The organism is Gordonia sp. WA4-43 (genome assembly GCF_020520305.1).
GTDB classification, from domain to species: Bacteria; Actinomycetota; Actinomycetes; order Mycobacteriales; family Mycobacteriaceae; genus Gordonia; species Gordonia hongkongensis.
The window spans coordinates 3825182-3849150 of record NZ_CP084736.1; the positions used below are offsets into that span (position 1 = coordinate 3825182).

Annotated in this window: 23 protein-coding genes; 14 read left to right on the forward strand and 9 right to left on the reverse strand. The window is 68.4% G+C overall.

What is annotated here, in order from left to right; translation table 11 throughout:
- Nucleotides 1–200 precede the first annotated feature (200 nt).
- Entirely contained in the window at nucleotides 201–1604 is a 1404-nt protein-coding gene (locus tag LEL84_RS17200; RefSeq protein WP_226512283.1) for an MFS transporter, read from the forward strand.
- Between the two features lie 98 nt (nucleotides 1605–1702).
- Here LEL84_RS17200 and LEL84_RS17205 read toward each other — a convergent pair whose 3' ends face one another.
- From LEL84_RS17205 to LEL84_RS17215, 3 genes are read right to left on the reverse strand one after another with little or no spacing between them, the layout of a single operon-like run.
- Entirely contained in the window at nucleotides 1703–2608 is a 906-nt protein-coding gene (locus tag LEL84_RS17205) for a glycoside hydrolase family 16 protein (RefSeq protein WP_226512284.1), read from the reverse strand.
- 59 nt (nucleotides 2609–2667) lie between these two features.
- Nucleotides 2668–3246, reverse strand: coding sequence for a nitroreductase family protein (locus LEL84_RS17210; protein WP_065630656.1), 579 nt, complete (start codon nucleotides 3244–3246; stop codon nucleotides 2668–2670).
- A gap of 40 nt (nucleotides 3247–3286) precedes the next feature.
- Nucleotides 3287–4906: an MFS transporter gene (locus LEL84_RS17215; RefSeq protein ID WP_226514341.1), complete on the reverse strand. Its 1620-nt coding sequence runs from the start codon at nucleotides 4904–4906 to the stop codon at nucleotides 3287–3289.
- A gap of 121 nt (nucleotides 4907–5027) precedes the next feature.
- Between LEL84_RS17215 and LEL84_RS17220 the strand changes: the two genes are divergently transcribed.
- Complete coding sequence (locus LEL84_RS17220) at nucleotides 5028–5690, forward strand: TetR/AcrR family transcriptional regulator (protein WP_226512285.1); 663 nt, start codon at nucleotides 5028–5030, stop codon at nucleotides 5688–5690.
- Between the two features lie 310 nt (nucleotides 5691–6000).
- Here the strand turns inward: LEL84_RS17220 and LEL84_RS17225 are convergent, their stop codons facing one another.
- Nucleotides 6001–7302 (reverse strand): mannosyltransferase family protein, encoded by a 1302-nt coding sequence (locus tag LEL84_RS17225; protein WP_413466874.1) that lies wholly within the window; start codon nucleotides 7300–7302, stop codon nucleotides 6001–6003.
- A 148-nt stretch (nucleotides 7303–7450) separates the two neighbouring features.
- On the opposite strand from LEL84_RS17225, the gene LEL84_RS17230 reads away from it, so the two are divergent.
- Both LEL84_RS17230 and LEL84_RS17235 read left to right on the forward strand, forming a co-directional pair.
- Nucleotides 7451–8716 carry an aspartate kinase gene (locus tag LEL84_RS17230; RefSeq protein ID WP_065630659.1) on the forward strand — a complete coding sequence of 422 codons (1266 nt, stop codon included), beginning with the start codon at nucleotides 7451–7453 and terminating at the stop codon, nucleotides 8714–8716.
- Between the two features lie 2 nt (nucleotides 8717–8718).
- Nucleotides 8719–9744, forward strand: a complete 1026-nt coding sequence (locus LEL84_RS17235; protein ID WP_226512286.1) for an aspartate-semialdehyde dehydrogenase — start codon at nucleotides 8719–8721, stop codon at nucleotides 9742–9744.
- Here LEL84_RS17235 and LEL84_RS17240 read toward each other — a convergent pair.
- Complete coding sequence (locus tag LEL84_RS17240; RefSeq protein WP_226512287.1) at nucleotides 9741–10460, reverse strand: FadR/GntR family transcriptional regulator; 720 nt, start codon at nucleotides 10458–10460, stop codon at nucleotides 9741–9743. The genes LEL84_RS17235 and LEL84_RS17240 overlap by 4 nt on opposite strands.
- 125 nt (nucleotides 10461–10585) lie before the next feature.
- On the opposite strand from LEL84_RS17240, the gene LEL84_RS17245 reads away from it, so the two are divergent.
- From LEL84_RS17245 to LEL84_RS17275, 7 genes are all read left to right on the forward strand, one after another.
- Complete coding sequence (locus LEL84_RS17245) at nucleotides 10586–11104, forward strand: gluconokinase (protein ID WP_226512288.1); 519 nt, start codon at nucleotides 10586–10588, stop codon at nucleotides 11102–11104.
- Complete coding sequence (locus tag LEL84_RS17250; protein ID WP_226512289.1) at nucleotides 11104–12498, forward strand: GntP family permease; 1395 nt, start codon at nucleotides 11104–11106, stop codon at nucleotides 12496–12498. Before LEL84_RS17245 ends, LEL84_RS17250 begins: the two co-directional genes overlap by 1 nt.
- 43 nt (nucleotides 12499–12541) lie before the next feature.
- On the forward strand, nucleotides 12542–13951 hold the full coding sequence (locus tag LEL84_RS17255; RefSeq protein ID WP_413466987.1) for a hypothetical protein: 1410 nt from the start codon (nucleotides 12542–12544) through the stop codon (nucleotides 13949–13951).
- Nucleotides 13952–14078: 127 nt separating this feature from the next.
- Nucleotides 14079–15341, forward strand: coding sequence for a lipase family protein (locus LEL84_RS17260; RefSeq protein ID WP_226512291.1), 1263 nt, complete (start codon nucleotides 14079–14081; stop codon nucleotides 15339–15341).
- Between the two features lie 63 nt (nucleotides 15342–15404).
- Nucleotides 15405–16094 carry a hypothetical protein gene (locus LEL84_RS17265; RefSeq protein WP_078111973.1) on the forward strand — a complete coding sequence of 230 codons (690 nt, stop codon included), beginning with the start codon at nucleotides 15405–15407 and terminating at the stop codon, nucleotides 16092–16094.
- Between the two features lie 129 nt (nucleotides 16095–16223).
- The gene (locus tag LEL84_RS17270; RefSeq protein ID WP_065630665.1) at nucleotides 16224–16655 is read left to right on the forward strand and encodes an organic hydroperoxide resistance protein; all 432 of its coding nucleotides are present in this window, start codon (nucleotides 16224–16226) and stop codon (nucleotides 16653–16655) included.
- 111 nt (nucleotides 16656–16766) lie between these two features.
- Nucleotides 16767–17240, forward strand: a complete 474-nt coding sequence (locus LEL84_RS17275) for a Dps family protein (RefSeq protein WP_068969841.1) — start codon at nucleotides 16767–16769, stop codon at nucleotides 17238–17240.
- 77 nt (nucleotides 17241–17317) lie between these two features.
- On the opposite strand, the gene LEL84_RS17280 is transcribed toward LEL84_RS17275, so the two are convergent.
- Nucleotides 17318–17857 (reverse strand): hypothetical protein, encoded by a 540-nt coding sequence (locus tag LEL84_RS17280; RefSeq protein WP_226512292.1) that lies wholly within the window; start codon nucleotides 17855–17857, stop codon nucleotides 17318–17320.
- Nucleotides 17858–18122: 265 nt separating this feature from the next.
- Between LEL84_RS17280 and LEL84_RS17285 the strand changes: the two genes are divergently transcribed.
- Nucleotides 18123–19499 (forward strand): DUF2252 domain-containing protein, encoded by a 1377-nt coding sequence (locus LEL84_RS17285; RefSeq protein WP_226512293.1) that lies wholly within the window; start codon nucleotides 18123–18125, stop codon nucleotides 19497–19499.
- 15 nt (nucleotides 19500–19514) lie between these two features.
- Nucleotides 19515–20885: a dipeptidase gene (locus LEL84_RS17290; protein WP_226512294.1), complete on the forward strand. Its 1371-nt coding sequence runs from the start codon at nucleotides 19515–19517 to the stop codon at nucleotides 20883–20885.
- On the opposite strand, the gene LEL84_RS17295 is transcribed toward LEL84_RS17290, so the two are convergent.
- Nucleotides 20872–21939 carry an acyl-CoA dehydrogenase family protein gene (locus tag LEL84_RS17295; protein ID WP_137808651.1) on the reverse strand — a complete coding sequence of 356 codons (1068 nt, stop codon included), beginning with the start codon at nucleotides 21937–21939 and terminating at the stop codon, nucleotides 20872–20874. The genes LEL84_RS17290 and LEL84_RS17295 overlap by 14 nt on opposite strands.
- A 213-nt stretch (nucleotides 21940–22152) precedes the next feature.
- On the opposite strand from LEL84_RS17295, the gene LEL84_RS17300 reads away from it, so the two are divergent.
- Nucleotides 22153–22596 (forward strand): helix-turn-helix transcriptional regulator, encoded by a 444-nt coding sequence (locus LEL84_RS17300; protein ID WP_165630708.1) that lies wholly within the window; start codon nucleotides 22153–22155, stop codon nucleotides 22594–22596.
- Between the two features lie 64 nt (nucleotides 22597–22660).
- Here the strand turns inward: LEL84_RS17300 and LEL84_RS17305 are convergent, their stop codons facing one another.
- Both LEL84_RS17305 and LEL84_RS17310 read right to left on the reverse strand, forming a co-directional pair.
- Complete coding sequence (locus LEL84_RS17305; RefSeq protein WP_226512295.1) at nucleotides 22661–23275, reverse strand: lipocalin family protein; 615 nt, start codon at nucleotides 23273–23275, stop codon at nucleotides 22661–22663.
- Between the two features lie 142 nt (nucleotides 23276–23417).
- Nucleotides 23418–23843, reverse strand: a complete 426-nt coding sequence (locus tag LEL84_RS17310; protein WP_058251076.1) for a hypothetical protein — start codon at nucleotides 23841–23843, stop codon at nucleotides 23418–23420.
- Between the last annotated feature and the right edge of the window lie 126 nt (nucleotides 23844–23969).

Consider the following 23969-nt stretch of genomic DNA (forward strand, 5'->3'; position numbering starts at 1 on the left):
AGGTGAGGCCGGGTCATGACGTCCCCCTCTTCGGGGGGTGCCGCCTCACCGACACGGGCTCCAGACTATGACATGCCTCTCACCGCGCAGCCGGAGTGACCCAAATCATCCGAGCGGCGGACAGGGGCACCCGGACCGATGATGCCCGGGATCTCGAGCCGCCACCCCGACGCGGCCGTCTGCAGAAAGGGCTAACGCCAGTGACGACCATCTCCGCCGAACCGCCGGTGACCGAACCGCCGGAGGGTAAACGCACGAGCCTTCGACGCGTGGCCGCCGCGAGTTCCATCGGCACGACGATCGAGTTCTACGACTTCTTCATCTACGGCACCGCCGCCGCCCTGGTGTTCCCGACCGTGTTCTTCCCGGCCGCCGACGAGGTCACCGGGACCATCGCGTCCTTTGCCACCTTCGCCGTGGCCTTCTTCGCGCGGCCGGTCGGCGCGATGCTCTTCGGTCACTTCGGCGACCGGATCGGCCGTAAACGCACCCTGGTGTGGACCCTGCTCATCATGGGATTGGCGACGGTCGCGATCGGTCTTCTCCCCGGTTACGAGACCGGCGTGTTCGGCTTCGCCGAATCCGGGATCGGCATCGCGGCGCCCATCCTCCTCGTCTTCCTGCGGTTCCTGCAGGGCTTCGCCGTCGGCGGCGAATGGGCGGGCGCAACGCTTCTCACCGCCGAGTACGCCCCACCGGGCAAGCGGGGGCTGTACGCGATGTTCCCGCAACTCGGCCCGGCCTTCGCGTTCTTCCTGTCGAGCCTGACGTTCCTCATCGCGAGCCTGACGCTCGGCGAGACCAGTTCGGCCTTCCTCGACTACGGCTGGCGCATCCCGTTCATCCTGTCCTTCGCGCTCGTCGCCGTCGGGCTGTGGGTGCGGCTCGCGGTCGCGGAGACGCCGGTGTTCCGAGAAGCCCAGCAGCGCAGGGCAATCGACGGTCCCGTGGTCGACGGTCCGGCACTGCCGTTCCTCGACGCCTTCCGCCACCAGTGGCGCGAGATCCTCATCGCCGGCGGCGCGCTGGCGAGCCTTTTCTCGCTGTTCTACATGGGCACGGCGTTCCTCACGAACTACGGCACCAAGTCACTGGAGCTGTCCCGGACCTTCGTGCTGACCGCGGGGATGGGCGCGGCCGTGGTGTTCGGACTGTCGACCGCGGCGTCGGCGGTGTGGTCGGACCGCGTGGGTCGTCGCCGGGTCATCCTCACCTCGTGCAGCGTCGCGATCCCCTGGGCGCTGGTGCTGTTCCCGATCCTGGAGATCGGCGGCGGCTTCGCGTTCGTGGTCGGACTCTTCGGGACGCTGCTGATCTTCGGCATCGCCTACGGTCCGGCCGGTGCGCTTCTGCCCGAACTGTTCGAGGCGCGGTACCGCTACACCGGTGCGGGGATGGGTTACAACCTGGCCGGCATCCTCGGTGGGGCGATCCCGCCGCTGATCGCCGCCCCGCTGATCGCGGGTCCCGGTGCGATCTGGGTGGGTGTCCTGCTCGCCGGTCTGTCGGCACTCAGTGTCGTGTGCACGATCAAGATCGTCGAGACCAAGGACAAGACGATGCGGGCGTCGGTCACCGACGACGAGCAGGTGCTTGTCGCGTAAGCGATTGTCCCGCAATCAAATACAAGAAATCCGCCCCGGGCCTGTCGGCTCGGGGCGGAGTCGCTGCCACCGTCCGCAAGCTACGGGCGCTCCTCAGCTCAGGGAGCGGGAGTGGACGGCGTGTAGCGCAACCAGTCGACCGTCATGGTTGCCGGGCTCGGAGTCGTCGACGACGGGGGCCCGGGCCAGATGCCGCCGACCGCGACGTTGAGCAGTGCGTACATCGGCTTGTCGAAGACCCACCGTTCGTCGCCGGTGAGCGAGGAGCGGTTGATCGTGTAGACCGCGTTCCCGTCGATGGTGAAACGTATCTGCGACGACGACTTGGTCACCGCGTAGACGTGGAAGTCGCCCGGATCGATGCCGGTGAGGTCGTGGCCCCGCTCCCAGCGGCCGGCGAGCGGCCCCGGCAGCGGCAGTCCGGGGAGGAGATCGGCGAGCGAGAGATCGAGTGATCCCATCGCGGTGCCCAGCGCCGTCGGGCCGTGCACGCCCACGTGGACCCAGTCGGAGGAGTTGATCGTCTCGGCGATGTCGACCTCGCCGGCCGCCGGGTACCCGACGGAGTCGATGTCGCTTCCCAGCAGCCAGAACGCCGGGTGCAACCCGCGACCCTGCGGCAGGGAGATGCGCGCGGAGATCGTCCCGTAGGTGAACTCGAAGCTGTCCTCGGTGGTGAGCCGGGCCGACGTCCAGCCGCCGGTCGCCGCGCGGCGCGCCTCGATGAGCAGGTTGCCGTTGCCGTCGAGTCGCGAGTTCAGCCGATCGGCGGTGTAGTTCTGCACCTCGTTGTTGCCCCAGCCGCCGGCGCCGGTCTCGTGCTGCAGCGCCGACGGGAGAGTGCCGGCGGCGCCATCGAATTCGAGGCTGAACGGCTCGTCGGCGTGGGCGGCCGCCGGCACGGACAGTGCTGCCGCGGCTGTCAGTGCGGTGACGGCGGCGACGGGCGCGAGGTGCGCTCCCAGTCGGCGGAGGAGTCCTCGAGGTTGAGGTGTGACAGTCATGGAGAACAAGTACCACACGTCACTTCTGTCTCATATGCCTCGTTCGTCACATTCGCCGGTCAGGCGCCTGCGGAGTCCGGGAACGCGGGACGTCCCCAGCGGCCCGCGAACGCGACCTCGGACAGCGGGAGCCGGGTGCGGGGTTTCTCGTCGCGGGCGCGGATCTCCTCGGGAAGGGACGCCGGGTCGGCGAGCGCGCCGACTCCGAGCAGCACCAGCGGTCGTTTGTCGGCGGGGATCCCGAAGATGTCCCGGGCTGCCTCGGCGTCGAAACCGGCCATCGGATGGGCATTGAAGCCGAGGGCCTCGGACTGCAGGATCATCTGCGCCACCGCCAGTCCACAGTCGACGGCCCCGTACGTGTGGGCCTTCGCGTCGTCGGGGTCATCGGTGGTACAGACCAGGATCAGGGCTGCCGAGCGCGGCGCCCACCCCGAGTTCCCCCGGGTCAGGACGCCGGCGAGGGCGTCGAACGTCGGGTCGCCGCGCAGTCCCGCGATGAAGCGCACCGGCTGCACCCGGCCCCAGGTGGGAGCCCAGCGCCCGGCGTCGACGATCGTGGTGACGTCGTCGAGCGAGATGGTCGAGGACGGATCGTAGCCGCGGGCGCTGCGGCGGCCCGAGATGAGTTCGTGCATCCGCCCGAGGGTAGTGGCGCGGCGATCGCCGGGCTCGCTGTCAGGAGTCGGTGCGTGCGACGCCCACGGGACCGGTCGCCGGGAGCGAAGCGAGCGGGACCGAATCAGCACCGTCGGGAAGTTGCACCGCGGCGACCTCGGCCTGCGGATCGGTGGGCTCGTCGCGCATCACGAACAGCAGGACCGTGCCGAGTGCAAGGAGCGCGAGACCGCTCGCCAGCGACGCCGCGTGCATGCCGTCGACGAAGGCCTGCTTCGCGGCGGTGGCCAACCCCTCTCCGGCCGAACCCATGTCGGTCGCCCGGTGCAGGGTCTCGCCCAGGGTGTCGCCGAACGACCAACCCCGGTCGCCGTCTCGGAACACGAGGGTGGCCAGCGATCCGAGAAGGGCCAGGCCCATCGCGGTCCCGAGCTCGAAGCTCGTCTCCGAGATGCCCGACGCGGCGCCCGACCGCTCCGGCGGCACCGAGCCGACGACCACGACCGACACCAGGCTGAACTGGATGCCGTAGCCGACGCCCGCGATCGTCGTGCACAGCACGTACACCCAGAAAACCGGGGTCGAGGTGCCGAGGGTCAGCATGCCGAGATTGCCTGCGGCGGCCAGGCCGACAGAACCGACGAAGGCCAGCCGGGTGCCCAGGAACGCGGCGACCCGGGTCGCGCCGATGGAGAACACCGCCACCGCGACGGCCATCGGGAGGCCGGCGATGGCCGCGGCCAGGACATCGTGGCCCATGACCGACTGGAGGTAGACGCCGGTCAGGTACGACATGCCGCCGAGGGCCATCATGCCGATCAGCGCAACGGCGACCGCTCCGCTGAACTGCGCATTGCCGAACAGCTTGAGGTCCAGGAGCGGTGACGTGACCCGGCGCTGGTGCAGCAGGAATGTGACGAGCAGCGCGGCACCCACCACTCCGGCGACGACCACGCCGGTCGTGGCGCCTTCGCTCGCGACCGTCTTGACGGCATAGACGAGCGGGAGGATTCCGGCCATCGAGAGCACGACGCCGACGACATCGAACGGGTCGTTCGTCGCGGCCCGGTACTCGGGGATCAGGCGCGGCCCGAAGACGAACAGTGCGGCGAGCACCGGGACGTTGATGAGGAAGACCACGCCCCACCAGAAGTGGTGCAGCAGAACGCCTCCGATGACCGGGCCGACCGCACTGCCGCCGGCGAACGCCGCGGTCCACACACCGATCGCGCGCCCGCGCTCGCGGGCGTCGGGGAACATGTTGGCGATGAGCGACAGGCTCGAGGGCAGCAGGGTGGCACCGCCGATGCCCATGAGGGCGCGCGCCGCGATCAGGATCTCGGGCGAGGGTGCGAAAGCAGCGATGACCGACGCGATGCCGAACAGGGCGGCGCCGGCGAGGAGGATGCGTCGACGGCCGACGCGGTCCCCGACATTGCCCATCGTGATGAGCAGCCCGGCGATGAGGAAGCCGTAGATGTCGAGAATCCACAGCTGCTGGGCTGCGGACGGCGCGAGGGCATCGGTGATCGACGGGATGGCGAGGTACAGCACCGAGACGTCCATCGAGACCAGGAACACCGGCAGGGTCAGCACGGCCAGTCCCAGCCACGTTCGCCGGTCGGCGGTACCCGAGGTGGTCGGGCGGAGCCGGTTCGACGGGTCGAGCTGGGCGGACATCATTCCTCCTTCGCGGCAGACGGCAGCTACCTGCGCGTACGGTGTACGCGGGTCAGCGTACGGGGATGAGTACGCTGTACGCAATCGGATTATTCCCGCCCTGAGCAGGAGGAACGAGAACGTGACGGCCGACACCTCGAAACTGTCGACGGCGACGATCGTCGATGCCGCCATCGCCGTGGCCGACGATGCCGGGATCGGCTCGCTGTCGATGCGGCGGGTCGCCGAGAAGCTCGGGGTCGGGGCCATGTCGCTGTATCGCCACGTCGAGGACAAGGACGCGCTGCTGCAGGCGATGTCGACCGAGGTCGGACGGCGGTTCCCGTACCCCGTCGACACCGCGCCCGAGTGGCGGACACGGGTCGGGATCGCCGTCGACGTCGACTGGGACCTCTACACCCGGCATCCGTGGGTGGTCCTGGCCTACTCGTCGCCCCGGCACAGTTACGGCGAGGATTCGCTGGCGTGCCTCGACTGGCTGGCGGCCGGATTCCTCGAGCTCGGCGTCGGCATCGAACGCGCCACCGACATGGCGCTGTCGGTCTGGAGCTTCGTCCACGGCGTCGCCCTTGTCGCGGTGAGCGATCAGTTGCTTCACGACGACGCCCTGCTGCCGTCCGCGGGACTGGCCGAGGTGATCTCGGGGGAGTCCGAGGTCGAGGTCCCGTCGCATCTCGCCCGCCTCGCCGGCCGTCGCGATGCCGGCCGGCTGCTCGATCCCCGGGCGCGCCTCGACGCCGGAATCGAATACCTCTGCCTGGGATTCGCGGCGTCGGCGGTGTGACAACCTTCGGCTCCCTGAGAGGCGAGCGAAGAGGGTTTTTCTGCTCCCTGAGGAGCGAGCGTAGCGGGTCGTCTCCTGCTCCCTGAGGTGCGAGCGTAGCGGGTCGTCTCCTGCTCCCTGAGGTGCGAGCGTAGCGTGCCTCGAAGGGTCTCGCACGGCATCTCACCAGGCCCTTCGAGGCTCGTCGCTATCGCTCCTCGCACCTCAGGGAGCAGAGGGTCCGCTCGTCGCGCTTGGGGGCAGAGGGGGTCCGCTCGTCGCGCTTTGGGGTAGAGGGGTCGCGCTCCTCGGGGAGCAGGGCAAGCGGTTGTCACATGGCGTGGGGGAACACGGTGAGCATGTGCGCGCCGAACCACGAGCTGCCGACCACGATCGGCACGACGATCAGTCCGGCGACCACCGGCCGCATCCGCGCGAGCGCCATCGCCAGCGGGATCAGCAGGACGAAGGCGGGCAACAGCAACCGGGGCCGGCTCATCATCAGTCCGCTCGACAGCACGATCTGCGCGACCAGCAGCGAACCGTAGAGCAGGACCGGCCACGGCACCCGTGACCAGACAGCGACGCCCAGCATCACCAGCGTGCTCAGCACGATCCACGACGTGGCCACCGGGGCGATCTCGGCCGAATGGACGAGCATTTCGTTGATGAACTCGAAAGCGGCCACGCCCCAGTCGAACTGGGTGTCCCAGCCCTCGGTCTGGATGCGGAACCACCCGGTCGGCGACCCGGTGTGCGCCCACACCACGCAGAGATAGGCGAGGTAACCGAGCGGGCTGATGACGATGGCGACGATCGCGCGGACGCGTGCCGCTCTCGGGACGTCGGTCCCGCGCGCCTGCCACAGGAACACGAGGGCCGCGAGCATCACGACCCCGATCAGGACCGCCGCCGTCGGCCGGCACAGACCGCAGAGCGCGGCGACGACGCCGGCGAGGAGCCAGCGTTTCTCGAGGACCCCCACCAGCGCCCACACCGCGAGCGCGCAGAACAGCGCCTCGGTGTAGGCCATGTTCAGCACGATCGACATCGGCGTCGCCGCGAAGAGCACCACCAGGAACAGTCCGGTTCCGCGTTCGGGTGCCGGGCCGATCGGGGACCGTCGTGCCATGAGTCGGGCGCACACCATTCCGAGACGTGCCGCACCGACCGCCGCCACGCATCCCAGGATCACGTTCACCGTGATCGCCGCACCGAAGGGACTCAGGCCCGGCAGCTTCGCGATCAAGCCCACCAGGTAGGGGTAACCGGGAAAGAAGGCGTACGCGGTGTCGACGGTGTGCAGACCCCGGGCGTCGGTGAGCGTGTATGGCACGCCGTCGTAGCCGTGGGTCGCGATCGCGATCATCCACTGCCCGTCCCAGACCGCCAGGGAGTCGCCCAGCGTGGTGCCGCGGAGATCGGCGAACCGCGCCAGGACGAGGATGCCGATGGCGCGGATGACGAGGAAGACGAGCAGCGCGTCGAGCCACCAGCGATGACCACGGACCGCGGCGGGCGACGAACCGAGAGGACCGAAATAACCGCGGGTCATCGACGCCAGTCGACGGCCGTAGCTGTTCGTACCGACGGGACCGGTTCCGGTGTCACCGACGTCGGTTGGGGAGGCCACGCGAGCGATCCTAGGGCGGATCACCTCGGTCCGGTCCCGTCGGGTGGGGCGGAGACCAGGTCAGAGCGGTCGCGGCGGTCCCGGTAAGGTTGTCCCGGCAAGTTGACGTCTATCGACCGGCACACTGGCCGGCGGGAGGTAACTCGACGTGGCCCTCGTGGTGCAGAAGTACGGCGGATCCTCGGTCGCAACGGCCGAACGCATCCGTCGCGTCGCCGAGCGGATCGTCGAGACCAAGAAGCAGGGCAACGACGTCGTCGTGGTCGTGTCGGCGATGGGCGACACCACCGATGAGCTCCTCGACCTCGCCCAGCAGGTCAACCCGGCGCCGCCGGCCCGTGAGATGGACATGCTGCTGACCTCGGGTGAGCGGATCTCCAACTCGCTCGTCGCGATGGCGATCAGCTCGATGGGCGCGCAGGCGCAGTCGTTCACCGGATCGCAGGCCGGTGTCATCACGACGAGCAGCCACGGCAAGGCCAAGATCATCGACGTCACGCCCGGGCGCGTTCGCAGCGCACTCGACGAGGGCAAGATCGTGCTGGTCGCCGGCTTCCAGGGCGTCTCGCAGGACACCAAGGACGTGACCACACTGGGACGCGGCGGCTCCGACACCACCGCGGTCGCGCTGGCGGCCGCGCTCGAGGCCGACGTCTGCGAGATCTACACCGACGTCGACGGCGTCTACTCGGCCGATCCGCGGATCGTGCCCGACGCCCGCCGTCTCGACACCGTCTGCTTCGAGGAGATGCTCGAGCTGGCTGCCTGTGGCGCCAAGGTGCTGATGCTGCGGTGCGTCGAATACGCGCGCCGATACAACGTTCCCGTTCACGTGCGCTCGTCGTACTCGACCAAACCCGGCACCATTGTGACCGGATCGATGGAGGACATCCCCGTGGAAGAAGCCATTCTCACCGGCGTCGCACATGACCGCAGCGAGGCCAAGATCACCGTCGTCGGCCTCGACGACAAGCCCGGTTACGCCGCGCGGGTGTTCCGCGCCGTGGCCGACGCCGAGATCAACATCGACATGGTGTTGCAGAACGTCTCGAAGGTCGACACCGGCAAGACCGACATCACCTTCACCCTGCCGCGCGAGCTCGGGCCGCTCGGCGTTGAGAAGCTCACCAAGCTGCAGACCGAGATCGGGTTCACCGATCTGCTCTACGACGATCACATCGGCAAGGTGTCGCTCGTGGGCGCGGGCATGAAGTCGCACCCCGGTGTCACGGCCACCTTCTGTGAGGCCCTCAGCGAGGCCGGCGTGAACATCGAGCTGATCTCCACCTCGGAGATCCGGATCTCGGTGCTGTGCCGGGACACCGAACTCGACGACGCGGTGCGCGCTCTGCACGCCGCCTTCGATCTCGGCGGCGAAGAAGAAGCCGTCGTCTACGCCGGAACGGGGCGATAGCAGTGGGCGTACGTATCGGAGTCGTGGGCGCGACCGGTCAGGTCGGCGCCGTCATGCGAACCCTGTTGGCGGAGCGCAACTTCCCGGCCGACGAGGTGCGCTTCTTCGCGTCCTCGCGCTCGGCGGGCAAGAAGCTGCCGTGGGGCGACGGCGAGATCGTCGTCGAGGACACGGCCACCGCCGATCCGTCCGGACTCGACATCGCGCTGTTCTCGGCGGGTGCCACGATGTCGCGCGAACAGGCGCCCCGCTTCGCCGAGGCCGGCGTGACCGTCATCGACAACTCGTCGGCCTGGCGCAAGGATCCCGATGTGCCGCTGGTGGTCTCGGAGGTCAACGGTGAGCTGGCGAAGAACCCGCCCAAGGGCATCATCGCCAACCCGAACTGCACCACGATGGCGGCCATGCCGGTCCTCAAGCCGCTTCACGACGAGGCCGGTCTGCAGCGCCTGATCATCTCGAGCTACCAGGCGGTCTCGGGTAGCGGTCTGGCCGGTGTCGACGAATTGGCCACCCAGGTGCGTGCGGTCGCCGGCGACGCGGAGAAGCTCGTGCACGACGGCTCCGCCGTGGACTTCCCCGCCCCGAACAAATACGTCGCGCCCATCGCGTTCAACGTCGTGGCGCTCGCCGGTTCGCTCGTCGACGACGGTTCGGGTGAGACCGACGAGGACCAGAAGCTGCGCAACGAATCGCGCAAGATCCTCGGGCTGCCCGAACTCCTCGTGAGCGGAACCTGCGTACGCGTGCCGGTGTTCACCGGCCACTCGCTGTCGATCAACGCGGAGTTCGCGAACCCGCTGTCGGTAGCACGTGCACAGGAGATCCTCGGTGGCGCAGCGGGTGTGGAGCTCGCGGACGTGCCGACGCCACTGGCCGCCGCCGGCAAGGACGCCTCGCTGGTCGGCCGGATCCGGCAGGACCCGGGTGTTCCGGACGGCCGGGGTCTCGCGCTGTTCGTCTCGGGGGACAACCTCCGGAAGGGCGCTGCCCTCAACACGATTCAGATCGCCGAGCTGCTGGTCTAGAGCACCTCAGGTGGCGGGGGCGATACAGCAGCCGCCGCCTCGGTGATGATCGCGCGCATCGACGCCTCCGCGGCCTCCGGGTCGCGGAGGCGTATTGCTCTGGCGACATCGTCGTGTAGTGCGATGGCCACCGGATTCGGTGTCGCGGGCATCATCCCGTGATGGGTGCGGCCGGCGAGGACCTCGTTCACCACCCCGGTGAGTGACCGGAACATCTCGTTGCCGCTGGCCTCCAAGAGCGTTCGATGAAAGACCTTGTCGGCCAGCAGGTACGACTCGAGATCGCCGTTGCGCCCGTGCACCGACATGTCCGACACGGCTGCCGCCAGGATGCGGCACTGGTGCTCGTTCGCGCGCTCGGCGGCGAGGGCCGCCGCCACCGGCTCGAAGCCGCGTCGTAGCTCCGAGAGGGTGGCGAGGAACTCGGCGCGGTCGGCGCCGTCGAGGCGCCAACGGATCAGCCGGGCGTCGAACACGCTCCATCGGGTCCGCGGCTGGATCGTGATGCCGACGCGGCGTCGGGATTCGACGAGGCCCATCGACTCGAGAACCCGGATCACCTCGCGGGATACCGTCCGTGACACCCCGTGTTCGGCGCTGATGGCGTCGAGGGTCAGCACGCTGCCGGCCGGCTGCGCTCCCGAGGCGATGCGTCGGCCGATCGCCGCGAGGATCTCGTCGTGCCGCTCGCCTGTGCTCCGTGTGCCCTGACTCACCGTTTCATCTTCTCATTCATCTAGGTACGCACCAATGTGCATACTTAATCTCCCCTGAGGCTTGCAAAAGTATGACTATTGAGGCAGGCTACGTGATCAGCAGCACAGCGTGGTGAGGAGTGAACATGCGATCGCCCATCGTCGTCATGGGGGTGTCGGGGTCCGGGAAGTCGACCGTCGGAGCGGCGTTGGCACAGCGCCTGCGGGTGCCGTTCGCCGACGCCGACGACTTCCACCCCGCCGAGAACATCGCCAAGATGTCGGCGGGAGAACCGCTCGACGACGACGACCGCCGACCCTGGCTCGAGTCGATCGGCGTCTGGCTCGCCGAACACGCCGACGGCGGTGTCATGAGCTGCTCCGCGCTCAAACGGCATTACCGTGACCATCTTCGTGATCACGCACCGACGACGCTGTTCGCGCATCTGGCCGGGTCGGTCGAGGTCATCTCACGACGGCAGGCATCACGCCCGGGGCATTTCATGCCACCGGCCCTGCTCGCCTCGCAGTTCGAGACCCTCGAGCAACTGACCCCCGACGAACGCGGCCTGACCGTTGACGTGGGCCAGAGCGTGGACGCCATCATCGACGAACTGGTCGAGGCCCTCTCGCACGGTTCCGATCTCGACGCCGAGGAGAACTGATGTCGCCGACCACCACGATCCTCGCCGCGAGCACAGATCTGCCGCAGCCGGTCGCGCCCGGCTGGCAACTCATCGTCGCGGCGCTGGCGGGTATCGCCGTCATCGTCGTGGCGATCACGATCGCCAAGGTCCATCCCTTCCTGGCGTTGGTGGGCGGCGGCGCGACCGTCGGCATCGTCGCGGGTGAGTCGATCCCGACGGTCCTCGAGTCGTTCACCGCCGGATTCGGCACCACCGCAGCGGGAGTCGGCATCCTGATTGCACTCGGCGCCATGTTCGCCAAGCTGCTGGCCGACTCCGGTCGTGCCGACGAGATCGTGGACACGATCGTCGGTCACGCCTCACCGCGGATGCTGCCGTGGGCGATGGCGCTCGTCGGCGCCATCATCGGTCTGCCGATGTTCTTCGAGATCGGTCTCGTGCTGTTGATGCCGGTGATCTACCTGGTGGCCCGACGCTCGGGTCTCGGCCTGATCCCGATCGGCATCCCCGCGCTGGCCGGGTTGTCGGCGATGCACGGGTTCGTCCCGCCGCATCCCGGCCCGCTCGTGGCGATCGACGCCCTCGGCGCGGATCTCGGCATGACACTCGGACTCGGTGTGCTGGTTGCCATCCCGACCATCATCGTGTCGGGGCCGCTCTTCGGCGTGCTCGCCGGGCGATGGGTGACGGTCGAGGCCCCGACGACCTTCGACGTCGATCCGTCCGACGGCCCGACCACCAAGCGTCCGTCCTTCGCGATCACCATGTTCAGCGTCCTGCTGCCCGTCGTGCTGATGCTCGGCAAGGCACTCGCCGAGATCTTCATCGCCGACGAGGACCAGCCCGTGCGCAAGGTCCTCGACATCCTCGGCACGCCCCTCATCGCGCTGCTCATCGCGGTGATCGTCGCGATGTTCACCCTCGGCCGCGGTTCCGGCATGGACCGCGAGACCATCTCGAAGTGCACGGGTGCGGCACTCCCCGCGATCGCGGGCATCCTGCTGATCGTCTCCGCGGGTGGCGGATTCAAGGAGGTCCTCGTCGACACCGGGATCGGCACCCTGCTCGCCGACTGGGCGACCGGCGCGAACGTCTCGGTGCTCCTGCTGGCCTGGACGCTCGCGGCACTGATCCGCCTGGCGACCGGATCGGCGACCGTTGCCACGATCACCGCGTCGTCGCTGATCTTGGGTCTGGTCGACGGGATGGGTTCGGGAGAACTCTCGCTGGTCGTCCTGGCGATCGGTGCCGGGTCGGTGTTCCTGTCCCACGTCAACGACGCCGGTTTCTGGCTGGTGAAGGAGTACTTCGGCATGACCGTCGGACAGACCTTCAAGACCTGGTCGATGATGGAGACGGTCCTCTCGGTGACCGGATTGATCGTGGTACTCGCACTCGGCTTGGTCATCTGAGCCGGCCCTCTGTGCGGTAGTTTGACCACTCATGACACGGAAGATGCGGGTCCGGGCGGCGGTGGTCACCGGGGTTCTGGCGTTGGCGGCGACGCTCGCGTACCCCGCAGCGGCACAACCCGATTCGCCGAGCACCGGACTCGGACCGAGCGACACCTCGCTCATGCACGGCGACCTCGCCTCCACGGACTCCACGGCGCATCGAGGCCCCGGCCGCGGGGCTCGACTGGCCGGCTCCTCGATACCGGGCGGCGCCTGCGCGGCAACGTTCGTGGGACGCGACGGGATGCCCGTCGCGTTGTGTACGCAATTCGTCGGATCGTCGCCCCCGGCATTCGCGGTGCCGTCGGTCGTCCTCTTCGATCCCCGGACCGCGCAACCACTGGCGTCGACGCAGCTGACGAAGGGCGGACTGCTCGGCGGCGTGTACGGCTATCTCGACGACCGCGACCGGGTGGTCGTCGCCGACGGGTCCGGGTCGATTCTCCGTGTCGCGCATGCGAAGACGGCCAGCGGCTGGCGAGTGTTCGTCGACGATCGGGTCGACGTCGACCACGCGATACCGGCGGGTGACGCGATCACCGGCCTGGCGCCCGGCTTCGACGGCCGCGTGTGGTTCGCGACGACGCGCGGGGTGGTCGGGACAGTCGACCGGCACGGCGCTGTGCGGTCCACCCGGCTGCCCGCGGGAGAGGAACTCGGCAACGGCCTGTCGATCCGGCGGACGGGGGCGTCGATCCTGACGACGCACGCGCTCTACGAGATGCGTGCCGATCCGGGTGCGGCACCGGAGGTCGTCTGGCGTCGCGCCTATGACCGGGGGTCGGCACGCAAACCCGGACAGCTCACCTGGGGTTCGGGGACGACGCCGACGTACTTCGGTCCCGGTGGCGATGGTTGGGTCGCCATCGTCGACAACGCGGAACCGCCGGATCTCCGCGTGCTGCGCAGCGATGACGGCTCCGAGGTCTGCCGCATGCGGGCCTTTTCGACGTCCGGGCCGGGCACCGAGAACTCGCCGATGGCCTGGGGCAACTCGCTGGTCATCCCGAGCACCTACGGCTACCAGTACCCGCCGATGGCGGTGCAGGGGCCGTCGGACCCGGCCGATGCACCGTTCGTCGGCGGCGCCACCCGCATCGATGTCGGGGAAGGCGGCTGTGGTCGCGTGTGGGAGAACGGCGACCGGATCGCGACACTCCCCAAGTTGTCCCGCGCGGACGGTCTGATCCACGCGATCGGGTATGGCCCGATCCCGCCGAACCTCCCACAGCAGATCGGCGAAGTCGCCTACGTGGCAACCGACTTCGCGACCGGCCGGCGGGTGGCGACGGTGCCGGTCGGGACGGCGCCGTTCGACGAGCCGCTCGAACTGACCGGGACGATCGCGGCCGACGGAACGCTGTGGCAGGCAACTCTCGGCCGCATGCTCAAGGTGACGCCGGGCCGCTAGGCCGTCGATCGGCGACACCCTTGTGGCCCTCTGCGAGGCGTCACACACTCGGAAGCGACACCAGTCACCTGACTCGTGTTACTGTGCGGTAGGTCACACCGCCATGAACTGGAAGTCGGGGAGAATCATGACCCATCGCAGGACATCGAGACGGACGCTCGGGATCGCCGCGCTGGTGGCAGCGTGCGTCGCGTCGCTGGCCCCCGCAGCGGTCGGTACTGCAGCGGCGGCGGATTTCTACACCCCGCCGGCCCGGTTCGCGTCCGAGCCGGGATCGGTGATCCGCAGTCAGCCGAGTCCGCTGCTGCTCCAGATCCCCGGCATGGCGGGTCAGTGGCCGGGGACCGCCCGCAAGGTCATGTACACCTCGCGTTACCAGGACGGAAAGCCCGCCGCGGTCACCGGAACCGTCATCGAACCCACCGCGGCATGGCGCGGCCCGGGTCCGCGCCCGACCGTGGTCATCGGTTCGGGGACGATCGGTCAGGGCGACCAGTGTGCGCCGTCGAAGCTCATGGGTCTGCCGCTCGCAGTGGACATCACGAAGCCGGGCATCTCGGTCAACTACACCGCGCCGGAGATGTATTACATGCTCGTCAACGGCGTGCGGGTGTTCATCACCGATTACATCGGGATGGGCACGCCCGGTGTCCACACCTACGTCAACCGCGCGGAGACCGGTCAGGCGATGCTCGACGGCGCCCGGGCCGCACTCGCGATCTCGGGCGCCCCGAAGGACGCCCCCGTAGGTTTCGCCGGTTACTCGCAGGGCGGTGGCGCAGCCGCGTCGGCCGCCGAACTCGCCGAGACCTACGCACCGGAACTCGACGTGCGCGCGACCTACGCCGGCGCGCCCCCGGCCGACCTCGAGAAGGTCATCCCCGCGATCGACGGCACCACCATCGCGGGGGCGATCGGCTTTGCCGTCAACGGGCTGACCGAGCGGTATCCGAACGTCGCCGACGTGGTGCGACGAGAGACCAACGCCACCGGCAAGGCCGCGCTGAAACAGCTCTCGACCAGCTGCATCGGGGACATCATCCCGGCCTTCGGTTTCCGCCGCGTCGAGACCTGGACGCGAACCGGCGAGACGCTGTCGTCCCTCATCGCACGATCCCCGGGAATGCAAGAGGTTGTCCGCCAGCAGCGGATCGGTCGCCTGAAGCCGAACGCGCCCGTCTTCGTCGAAGGCGGACTGCACGACGACGCGATCCCGTACGGCCAGGTCGCGCAACTCGCGGCGGACTGGCGCGCCCAGGGCGTCGACGTCACCTTCGTCACCGACCCCACCCCGCCCATCTTGACGAAGTCGGTCGTGAACCATGTCGTCCCCATGCTCGGCACGTTCGTCCCCGGGATGGAGTTCGTCCTCGCCGAGTTCCGGAAGTGAGCCGCTCGCGGCCGAACCTCCTCGATGCTGGAGGCCCGCCGGGGTGAGTGGCAGGATCGGGGCATGACGGATCCGAAGGACCCGGCTGGGGGCGCGTCCGGCGATTCTGCCGCGGATGACCCCGATCGCGTCCCGAGCCAGGCCGAGCTGGACGCCGAGGATCTGGCGGCCATCGAGCGGTCCTCGCGCGATCGGGACCAGTCGGCGCTCTATCCGACGCGGCCGGGCGAGCCGGGACCGCCGCCGGAGGCGCTGGCGGTGCACGCGCGCATCGTGTGGTGGGGTGCGGCCGTGATCGGTCTCGTGCTGACGATCTACGGCTTCTTCAACCTCGGCACCATCACCGACGATCTGCGCAGCCGACTGCTCGAAGGCGTGGTCTCGGACCCGGCGAACTCCGCACCCGAGAGCGAGGTCGAGACCCTCGCCGGCTTCTTCCCGCCGTTCATGCTGGTGATGATCGTCGTCGTGCTGGCCATCGAGTACGCGTGCCTGGTGACCGCTGCGTCGCAACACAGCCGCCATCTCCGCAACTTCTTCCTGGCCGCCGTCGTCGTGCATCTGCTGTGCATCCCCGTCGGAGTCGACCTGCTGTTCCGATACCCGGACGTGTCGTCCGTCATGGTCGTCCTGAGCTACCTCCAGTTCGGTCTCCTGGTGGTCGCCGCCCTCTGCACCCTCCGGCGACCGGTCAACCAGTGGCTGCCGGAGTCGACCCGGATGAAGCCCACGCGGATGATGCGCGGACGGTGAACCGGACTCCGACGCCGGTGTCGTGACCATCACGTCGCCGTCGCCGGTGTCGTCGGAATGTTCCGCGAGCGGGGTGGGTTGAACCGACCGTTGGCCCGGACCCGCACTGAGCATCCAGGAGGAATTCGAATGGCAATCGAACCGGTGTACACCATCTCGTCCAAGGCGTCCGGCGGCGGACGCGACGGCGAAGTCGTCTCGGCGAGCGGCCAGATCGATCTGGACCTGCGGCCGCCGAAGGAACTGGGTGGCAGCGGTGAGGGGACCAATCCCGAGGAATTGTTCTCGGCGGGTTACGCGGCCTGCTTCCTGAGCGCGCTGCGCGCCACCGCCAAGCAGGCCGACACCCCGGTGCCCGACGGGGCGACCGTGGACGTGGCCGTGGGGATCGGAAAAGACCCGGCGGACAACGGGTTCGGTCTCACCGTCGCCATCGAGGTCTCGCTGCCCGGCCTCGACGAGGCCAAGGCCAAGGAACTCGCCGACCTCGCCTACACATTCTGTCCGTACTCGAAGGCGACCAAGGGCAACATCGACTCGTCGGTCACCGTACGCGTCTGATCGTTGAGCCGTGCGGGGTGTCGGTGTCGGCGCCCTTCGTGGCTCGTCGCTATCGCTCCTCGCACCTCAGGGAGCAGAGGTAATCCATAGGACAAGAGAGAGTTCTTGATCATGACCAACCCGATCACCAGCACGCTCACCGACGAGCAGCAGTCCGTCGCCGGAAAGGCGTTGCAGGACACCCTCGTCGACCTCATCGACCTGTCCCTCATTGCGAAGCAGGCGCACTGGAACGTCGTCGGCAAGCAGTTCCGGTCGGTGCATCTCGACCTCGATGAACTGGTCACGGTGTCCAGGGAGTTCACCGACGCGGCCGCCGAGCGGGCCACCGCGATCGGCGTGAGCCCGGACGGCCGTGCCGAGACCGTCGCAAAGACCGCCCACACCAAGGGATTCGGTGAGGGATGGACCAAGGACAGCGACGTCGTCGAGTCGATCGTCGACAATCTCAAAGCAGTGGTCGCGGGTCTCCGCGAGCGAATCGGGGTCACCGAGGAGGCCGATCCGGTCACTCAGGACCTGCTGATCTCGTTCGCGTCGAAACTCGAGCAGCTGCACTGGATGTGGCAGGCGCAGATCGCGTGAGCGAGTACGCCTGACCCTCTCACAGCAACGAACCCCCGTCGACTCGCGACGGGGGTTCGTTGTGTCCGGGGGCCTGATCAGTCGACGGACCGAGCAGATCCGGGGATGCCGGGATCGGAGGTGCCGGGATCGAGGGCGTCGACGGCGGGATCGGCGTCATCGTCGGCATAGGAGTCGCTGAAGGAGACCCGAGGCGTGGTCGCCGAGTGGTAGAGCGCGATGCCGACGTACACGAGGGCGGCCAGCGCGAACACCGCGGACACGAGGATCGCCGCGATGTGTGCGACGGTCGCGAACACCCCGTCGAGCGGTCCGGTCGCGAGCGCTCCCGCACCGGCCAGCGCCGCGCCGAGCAGAGCCCACGCGGCACTCCGTATCCACGGGGCCACCACCGAGACGTAGAACAGCCGTTGGTAGATGGTCAGCGAGAACTCGTCGACCGCGGCCAGCCGGACCTCGTCGCCGCCGGCGAGGTCACGCAGTTCGCGCGCCAGCTGGGTCTGACGCTGCAGACTCGTCGATTCCCGCTCGCGGTACCGCACGAACCCGATGACGCCGAGCGCCGTCGCCACGAGCCCCAACCCGACCATCACACCCCAGTAATCCACGACGTTCACGCTACAACTAGAACCTGTTGCAGTCGTGAAGCGGGTCACACGCCCTGGGCGGCGGTCGGCAGATCCCGGTGGACCCGACGAGGACGCAACCGGGGGAACGTGGCGCAGATTGATCACCGATCCATCGGCGGAACTGCCGACGGGCTGGAAGAATTCTCCCTCGGAGGACTTCGTTTTCGGCGGCGTTCACCCGCGGGTTCCGACCGGGCCCGGACACACGGACCTCTGCCTGTGGCGGGGCCGCATCGACGTGAAGGAGCACTCCGTGTCGACACTTCTGTCCACTCCGCCCACCGCTGTCGAACTCGCCGCGTGCCCGACGCCGACGGAGCGGGCCGACCCGCTGCGCATCCTGGAAGCGCAGGCGCAGACCCGGGTCGCCGATCTCGTCCCGGTCCGGCACGCGCGGATGTCGGCGACGCCGTTCACCTTCTATCGTGGTGCGGCCGCGGTGATGTCCGACGACCTGTCGAGAACGCCGGACACCGGGATCATCACCCAGCTGTGCGGCGATGCGCACCTGAGCAATCTGGGCCTCTTCTTCAGCCCGGAGCGTCGAATGGTGTTCGACCTGAACGACTTCGACGAGACGCACATCGGACCGTTCGAGTGGGACGTCAAGCGTCTCGCCGCGAGCTTCGCGATCGCGGGACGTAACAACGGATTCGACGACGCGACCAATCGCAGGGTCGCCAAGACCGTTGCCAAGGCGTACCGGCGGGCGGTCGTGCGCAGTGCGTCGAAGACGACTCTGGAGAACTGGTACGCCGGGATCGACGTCGACCATTTCCTGGCGGAGTTCGGACCCAAGCTGGACACGTCGATGAGCGAGCGAACGCAGAGGGCGCTGAAGAAGGCGCGGCACCGCGACAGTGCGCAGGCCCTCGCGAAGCTCTGTGTGATCGGCGCCGACGGCTCCGCTCTCATCCGCAGCGACCCACCGCTGCTGGTGCCGCTGCACGAGCGGTTTCCGGCCGAGACCGCCGAGATCGTGGCCGAACGGGTCCGCGAGCGGGTCAGCGCCTACCGCGACACCGTGCCCTTGCACGTGCAGGCGCTCCTCGACCAGTTCGCGATCGTCGACATCGCGTTCAAGGTGGTCGGCGTCGGCAGTGTCGGCACGCGGGCGTGGATCATCCTGCTCACCGGCAAGGAGCTGGGTGATCCGTTGTTCTTGCAGGTCAAGGAAGCGCAGCGGTCGGTGCTCGCCGACCACGTGCCGGCATCGGGCTTCGACAACCAAGGGCAGCGGGTGGTCGAGGGTCAACGCCTGCTCCAGGCGACGAGCGACCTCTTCCTCGGCTGGTCGACCGGGATCGACGAGAACGGTGAGCGACGCGACTTCTACGTGCGGCAGCTCCGCGACGGAAAGGGTTCGGTCGTCGTCGAAGCCCTGAGCGCGGAGGGGATGAAGTTGTACGCACAGCTGTGCGGGCTGGTTCTCGGTCAGGCACACGCCCGGACCGCGAGCCGGTTCCGGATCGCCGAGTACCTCGGGACCACGAAGGGTTTCAGTGACGCGATCGCCGAGTTCTCGCTCGCGTACGCGAATCTCAACGACTCCGACCACACCCGGATGATGGAGGCCATCGGTCGAGGCGAGCTCGAGGTGTACGACCTGGCGGCCGAGGGTAAGAGTTGAGTCCGACAGGGAAGGATGCCGGTGGAACCGACTGCGCGCGAAGATGAGACGTCGTTGCGGGAGCAGGTCGCCGCGCTGATGCCGCAGGCGAGATCAGATCTCGCGGAGATGGTCCGGTTCCGGTCGGTGCACGACCCGCAGCAGTTCCCCGTCGAGGAGTGTAACGGGATGGTCGACTGGCTGCTGGCGGCCTTCGGTGCCGTCGGCGTCGACGACGCCGCCGCGCATGTCACCAGCGACGGCAGCAAGGCGATCACCGGGTCCATTCCCGGCCCGGAGGGTGCTCCGACCGTCCTGCTCTACTTCCACCACGACGTGCAACCGCCGCTCGGCGACGACGAATGGGACTCTCCCGTCTGGGAACTGACCGAGCGGGACGGGCGGTGGTACGGCCGCGGCGCTGCCGACTGCAAGGGCAACATCGCCGTGCACCTCACCGCGCTGCGCGCAGTCGCCGGCCGGGCCGGGGTGACGGTGAAGATCATCGGCGAGGGGTCCGAGGAGCAGGGGACGGGAGGCCTCGAGGACTTCGCGGTCCGCAATCCGGACTTGCTTGCCGCCGACGCAATCCTGATCGCGGACTCCGGCAACTTCGCGGTCGGGAAACCGAGTCTGACGACGACGCTGCGCGGCATCGCGAACGTCGTCGTGTCCGTGGAGACGCTGGGGTCGGCGATGCACTCCGGAATGTTCGGCGGGGCCGCCCCGGACGCACTCGCGGCGCTCATCTCGATGCTCGCGACCCTGCGTGACGAGCACGGCAACACCACCGTCGCCGGACTCGATGCCGACGCCCGTTGGCCGGGTGTGTCCTACCCGCCCGACCGATTCCGCAACGATGCAACGGTTCTCGACGGAGTCGACCTGGTCGGATCGGGATCGGTGTCCGACATGGTGTGGGCGCGCCCGGCCGCGACGGTCCTCGGCATCGACTGCCCGCCGGTGGTCGGATCGTCGGCGGCGGTGCAGCCGCGGGCGCGGGCGCGCATCAACCTCCGCGTGCCACCGGGGATGGACCCGATGGTTGCGCAGGACGCGCTCGTCGAGCACCTCCATCGCGTCGCGCCCTGGAACTCACGGGTGTCCTTCGAGCGCGAGGCGGTGGGCGCGCCCTTCGTCGGATCCACCAGCGGTCCGGCGTACGACACGCTCACCGGCGCCCTGTCGACCGCCTACGACAGCGAGGTGCTGATCCAGGGGCAGGGTGGATCGATCCCGTTGTGCAACGTTCTCCAATCGCTGTACCCCGACGCCGAGATCATGCTGTTCGGCGTCGAGGAACCGCGGTGCCTGATCCACGCACCCAACGAGAGCGTCGACCCCTCCGAGATCGAGCGGATCGCCCTGGCCGAGGCACTCTTCCTGCGCGACTTCAGGTACCGCTGAAGCGGTGTAGCAGAGCTGTTTTGAGTTCCGGGCGGCTCGCGGCCACCAGGACGAACGCGGCTTCGCGGAACAACCGTTCGGAATCGCTCCCGCGCACGACGCCGCGGCCGCCGTCCGCGGACACCAACGCGGCCGCGGCATCGAGCGCCAGAGCCGCGGCGTCGGCCCGGGCCGCCAGCAGTGCGGTGGCATCCGCCATCCCGGCGTCGAGCGCGGTTCGGACGACGTCGGCGCGCTCGCGCAGCGCCCGCCCCTCCCGGTGATGGCCGCCGACATCGAGCAGTCCCGCACAGCGCCGCACCAGACCAAAGGGCAGGGTGCCGTTCAATCGGACGCCGACGTTCTGGGTCGCGAAGAATTCCGCGAGGCCCACGCGCGTGACCTCGCGATCGAACGGGACCATCAGACCGTCGACCCGTAGGGACACCGTGGTCGTCGCGGCGGCGGCGGACAGATCCACGGGCGTTGCCCGGACCGCTGCGGACGACCTGCCGCCGACCAGGTCGGGCATGCGCAGGATCGCGGAGATGACGTCATCGGTCGCGGCGTCGCGCGCCGAGATCTGGAGCAGGTCGACGACACCCCAGCCGCTGACGAACGGTGCGTGCCCGTTCAGGAGCCAACCGTCGTCGGTGCGCGTCGCGACCATCCGTGGTGGCGTGGGGACGACTCCGGCGTAGGCGACGCCCGCGTGTAGACGTCCGCTCACGGTCGCGTCGAGGAGTTCACCACGTAGCTCGTCGTTGGTGGTCCGGGAGAGGGACAGGACGACGCCGTGGTGCTGGATCCAGGTGAAAGCGGTGGCGAGGCACCCACTGGTGAGCACCTCGAGGATCTCGGTGACCTCACCGAATTCGAGTCCCGGCCCGCCGGCCTCGACCGGCGCCGCGATGCCGTACAGGCCCGCGTCGGCCAGCGCTCGCCAGTGGGATTCGGGGACCGCTCCGGTGCGGTCCACCTCGCCGGCCGCAGGGAACAGGACCTCGTCGGCCACCCTGAGCGCTGCTGTTCGCAACTCGGCTCGTCGCTCGGCTCCGGCGTCCTGGGTGGTCACGACTCTCACAGTACGACGAGTGTCCGGGCCGGCAGGGAAGTTGGACGACTGACCGACTCCGCCGTCGCGGCCGCTCACGGAAGTTCGCGCCGCGCAGCACAATCGCGGGACCGGAATCCTTGAAAGTGGGACAAAAGGCCCAAGACCGCAGGTGTGACCGTCGATAAACTCGTGTATCGGGCGGGAGCATTCTCTCGCGTGGAAGGAACCCAGGTGACCGCAGTCCTCAATGGTCGTGACGTTCAGTCGATACGTGTTGTGCCGGAATCGGTTTCGAGTGTAGTACGGTCGGACGTCCGGACGAGTGAGCGGTACCTGCGTGCCGCGGTCGCCGACCTCATCGAGCAGAATTTTCGTGATCCCGACTTCAGTGTGGAGGTCGTCGCCCGGCACCTGCACGTGAGCCGCCGGCACCTGTACCGGGTGCTCGCCGGTGGCACCACGTCGCTCGCCGAGATGATCGCCGATCGACGCCTGGAGTGGGCGGAGGGGCTGCTCATGGGTCCGGGCAACCTGAAACTCGAGGCCATCGCCCACGCGTCGGGATTCGCCTCGACGGCGACGATGCGCAACCGCTTCCGGTCGAAGTTCGGGTGCACCCCCGACGAGTTCCGCCGGATGGCGCCGGCGTCGGGACCGGACGCCGAAGCCGGCTGAAACACCTCCGGCGCAGACCTTTTCCTGTCTGCGCCGGAGTCGCGTCATCGTATGGCGTTGACCGTCACACGGTGCAGAGCGGTGAATAGTCGCTGCGACCACCGGTGGTCGGCGAGACGAGGAACGTGCACGGGTTGTACCCGACCTTCTCGATCTCCTTGGTCAGGCGACGCAACTCCGAGTTGGGGACCACCTTGTCGCGCGACAGCAGGAATCCCGATCCGCGCGAGGGGTCCCCGACGATCGCGTACCGGTACGGCCCGGCGGGATCCGGCCCGTCTTCGAGGTAGGCGACGATGTAGTTCGGTGCGCCGCCCGGGTTGATGCTGCCCGGTGTCTGTGGGAACCGGACGCTCAGTTGGGCATTGGTCTGCGGGTCGACGACCGTCGCACGGCCGACGACGCCACCACGCATGCCGGTGGGGCCGGTGCACTGGTTGTCGACGCCGATCGTCTTGGCGTCGATGTAGGTGTAGGTCGCGCTGGTGTCCCGGGCGCAGGTGACCCCGAAGAAGGACGGCACGGTGGCGAGCTGCCACCACTTGCCGAGGTAGCGATCCACCTCGACCTTCGCCACGGGGGCCAGCGGTGCGGCTTGCGCCGGACCCGTCCCGGCGGCGAAGCCGACGCTGAGGAGGACGCCGGCGACAAGGGCTGCGAGGGACCGGGCGATGCGCATGGTGTTCCTTTCGGGCGGTTCGTCGTCGCGCCGCCCAAGTGGAGCAGCGTCACCAGACGATTCGGACCGGATGCGCGTCGTGGATTGGTTACCCCGCAGCCCTCGTCTCAGCGAACTGTCGTCACTGCGTCAGAGCGGTCGGTCACAGGTTGTATTCGTTGTTGGGGTTCCAGGTGGAGACAGCCCAGATGACGATCAGGTCCAGCACGATGATCAGGATGGCCCAGGCCGGGTAGTAGGGCAGCCACAGGAACTGGGCGATGATCGACAGCGAGGCGATGATGATCGCAGAGATCCGCGCCCAGTCGGCGCCCACCGCGAGACCGCCGGCGACGAGGACTCCGACGATGCCGAGGATCAGGTGGATCCAGCCCCAGGTGGTGAGGTCGAACTCGAAGATGTAGTTCTGGCCGGCGACGAACAGGTCGTCGTTCGCGATGGCCGAGATGCCCTGGAAGATCGAGACCAAGCCGGCCACGAAGAGCAGCGCGGCGGCCACGATCGCGATACCGAAGGCGAAACCCTGCTTGGCCGATGAGTTGGCCTGCTGATCGGGGGAAGCGCTCATTGTTTGGCGTGTCCTTTCAGTGGTTGTGCGCCGACTCCTTGGTCCCGACCGACGGCGCGGCGGCACTGGTACGGATGGACCACATCAAGGATGGGGTGTGCGACTCTCCTCCGCACGGGTTTCAGC